The 2,801-nt window shown below is 64.5% G+C and carries 4 protein-coding genes; 1 reads left to right on the top strand and 3 read right to left on the bottom strand.

The genetic code is table 11. The features are described from left to right. Positions 1 to 272 precede the first annotated feature (272 nt). Positions 273 to 491 (top strand): hypothetical protein, encoded by a 219-nt coding sequence (locus ACFE67_RS14125; protein ID WP_375407512.1) that lies wholly within the window; start codon positions 273 to 275, stop codon positions 489 to 491. A gap of 630 nt (positions 492 to 1,121) precedes the next feature. Here ACFE67_RS14125 and ACFE67_RS14120 read toward each other — a convergent pair. The 3 genes from ACFE67_RS14120 to ACFE67_RS14110 are packed head-to-tail and all read right to left on the bottom strand — an operon-like array spanning position 1,122 to position 2,438. Next, positions 1,122 to 1,631, bottom strand: a complete 510-nt coding sequence (locus ACFE67_RS14120; RefSeq protein WP_375407511.1) for a DUF6941 family protein — start codon at positions 1,629 to 1,631, stop codon at positions 1,122 to 1,124. Then, positions 1,631 to 2,020, bottom strand: a complete 390-nt coding sequence (locus tag ACFE67_RS14115; RefSeq protein WP_375407510.1) for a hypothetical protein — start codon at positions 2,018 to 2,020, stop codon at positions 1,631 to 1,633. Before ACFE67_RS14115 ends, ACFE67_RS14120 begins: the two co-directional genes overlap by 1 nt. Before the next feature lie 13 nt (positions 2,021 to 2,033). After that, the gene (locus ACFE67_RS14110) at positions 2,034 to 2,438 is read right to left on the bottom strand and encodes a hypothetical protein (RefSeq protein ID WP_375407509.1); all 405 of its coding nucleotides are present in this window, start codon (positions 2,436 to 2,438) and stop codon (positions 2,034 to 2,036) included. Positions 2,439 to 2,801: the final 363 nt, after the last annotated feature.

Genomic DNA, 2,801 nt, shown 5'->3' with positions numbered 1-2,801 from the left:
AGTTCGTCGAGGTGGGCTGAAACGCCGAGGTCGGAGACTCGACGAGGATCGCCCCCCCCCCGGATCCGCTGACGCGCGTGGCGTGCCTCGATGCTCCATCTGTGGGTTCAGGTCGCCCGTTCGGAAGAACAACTCGGAGTTGCCTCCAGCGACGAGTACTACCCCTCGCCGGAGCGCGTTCTTGCGCCTCGACCTCGAGTGCCCCGAGGAGGAGGCCAAGAACAATCTCCAACGGACGACCCGTCCGCGGCGGACGAGGTCGTCGCGCGGATGTGACCCAAACCCGCGCGCAGACGAGTCACCTGCGGCTGATCGACGAGTCAGCGGCGGCAACTAACCGCCGTCGACGCAAGGACGAATGCGGCATCGATGAGACCGATCACCAGCAGGACCGACGAGCCGGTCAAAGCGATGTCCACAGCGCCGATGGTCAAGGCAGCGCCGCGGCCGCGGAGGTCAGCGTGGCGAGCACGACGCAGCTGCCGAACTGATGCGCCGTGTTGAGGACTCATGAGGCTGCGCCAGCTTCGGCAGGCCTTGACGCACTCCCGTCGGCTCCGACCCTGCCGTCGAAGTCCCGGGAGAAGACCTTCGCAGCTCAACCAAGGCCCCCGCGACACGCCGTACCCAGCACGAGTGCCGTGCCCACATTTTGCCCACAATCTGTGGGCAGAGCCCGTGATCGAGCACAATCACCGTGACCGGAGAGTGCCTGCTGATCAGGTAGTTCTTAAGATCACCCTTGTACCTCCGGACCCTCCGATTGGTTTCGAGCCCCACGGGGCCCACTTCCTCGGCTGAAATACATGCCTGATGAGAAAACACTCTCTCCCGCGACACGCTCCTGACGTACCGGGTCGAAGCAGCCACAACAGCGACCTCGTGGCGAGTGGCGAGTGGCAAGTGGCGGAACGCTCTCGCTTATTCACCGCCGACTGGATCAAGCGCGCCGGAGCGTCTGACCATCCAAGGGCCGCGACGCATTTACGACCGCACTCGCGTCCACTGATGGCTAACCGTCGGGCGTCGAGGCGAGATGGCTTCAGAACCCGCGTGATCGTCCGGAGCAGAGGCGCAGACCATCGCGTGTTGTGCGCCACGTGCCTTGAACCCCAAGGCCCTCAGGACTCGGGGTCGAGCTGTGCCTGCTCCGCCTCCGCGTCGCGGTTGAATGCTTCGTCCTCCGGAGGCCCGAAGGGATTCGGCGCGTCCGGGACCAGCAAGGCCTCAAAGCTCACGGAGCCAAGCACCGCTCCGTCGACGCTGACTGACACTCGATATTCGCCCGGCGTGGGCACACCTACGTTGTGGAGGGGTACCGCTAAGGGTGCGTTTCGGTGGCGTACCGCAGGCTCGGGAGACGGTCCGGCTACCAGCCGCGCTTCAACCTCGAACATTGGATCGTCGGGGACGCTGCGCTGCTGCGCGTCTACACGAACGCATTCGACCTTGATCGCGTGCGTCTCTCCTTCGACGACGTCCGAGATCTGAAACATGAGCGCAAGGTCCGCTTGCAGTGGAACCGGGTAGTTGGGATACCGCAGAACGGACAGGCCGCCACCGATCACGCTCAACAGGCCCTCTCGAACATTGGCCGCGTCGGCTAGAACGACCACCTTGAGCTCGAGCATCAGGCGCTCATTCGCCGGGCAGCAAGAGACGCGATGCGTTCGTGCTGCCCCTCGTCCTCCGCCTCCCACGCGCCGGCCGCGTCATTCGCTGCACCGCTCGACTGGAAGAAGGCCGGGTTCGTCGTGGCGTGGCCCGCCAGCACGGCCTGGAGGGCCAGATAGACATCAGGCGTGATGTCTACGGCGGCGGCCGCTCGGTTCACTCGCAGCAGGACGTAAGGCGAACCCTCTTCAGCAAGCTCGACGAAAGCAGGCATCGAGATGCCGTCTTCGGGCTCATACGCCGTAACGATGTTGCCCTGCTTGAGTTCGCCATCGGCGTTCCGACGGCGCGCGCGGGTCAGCCCGTCGCCTCGCAAGGAATTCAGATCAATCCTGATGCGCGTCATCTCTCAGGTCCTTCTATTTCTTCCTGGGGAATTTCCGAATGTCACGCTTGAACAGCGATTCTAGATCTCCCACCCTCGGCGGCTTCTGCATGTCACCTTCACCGATCAGATGATGATCTGGTTCGAGCTCGTTGGCGTCTTGAACGAGGACAAACCCAGCGTTCGTCAGTTCGGTAGTCGTAAGGACTGCCATCCTGCGACCGTTCAACGTGGTTCCAGCAACGATCCGTGCGACTGCCGCGTCAAGGTCACCCGGCCCGCGGAGGACTGTCGCCAGCACTGAGATGCCGTATCGCGGCGCAACGCGGCCATCGTCTTCCTCGTCTGCGTACGTGTCCTCCGCGTTTTCGAGCAGTCGCTCGGCCTCAAACGGAGTCAAGCGGACGATGGCCTTCGCTCCATCGTCTACTTCCGACACCTGCTCACGCTACCGATCGCCAGCTACAGGATGGCGTATCCACAGGCGGCGCCCGCCGTGCGGCGGTCGACTGATGCTGGACTTCCCATGGACCCCGGGCGGACGACGAGTCTCGCGGCGGACAAGTGGCCTCAAGTGGTGCTGTGCCACGCACCTCCGACCCGCCTTCGCCGATGAACAGCAGGTCGAGCGGAGCCTGGCCCGGACGTCGCCGAGCACGCCCCGCTCGTCCCATGCTCCGACCCTTCCGCGTGACCTCCGCACCTCACACGACAGCCGGCCAACGGGGCTCGCTCAGCGTTCAGGCGACGCGGTCCGTCCGGAGAGAAGGTGCTCAATCGCCGTGACCGCTGCGCCGGGTCC

The organism is uncultured Amnibacterium sp. (assembly GCF_964244015.1).
Lineage (GTDB): Bacteria > Actinomycetota > Actinomycetes > Actinomycetales > Microbacteriaceae > Amnibacterium.
Note: the sequence above shows the minus strand (reverse complement) of the source record. Positions and strands in the feature narration are given on the sequence as shown.

Bases quoted from the DNA above. Each gene is read 5' to 3' on its own strand.
- ACFE67_RS14120 (WP_375407511.1), bottom strand. From the start codon at position 1,631: ATGCTCGAGCTCAAGGTGGTCGTTCTAGCCGACGCGGCCAATGTTCGA.
- ACFE67_RS14115 (WP_375407510.1), bottom strand. From the start codon at position 2,020: ATGACGCGCATCAGGATTGATCTGAATTCCTTGCGAGGCGACGGGCTG.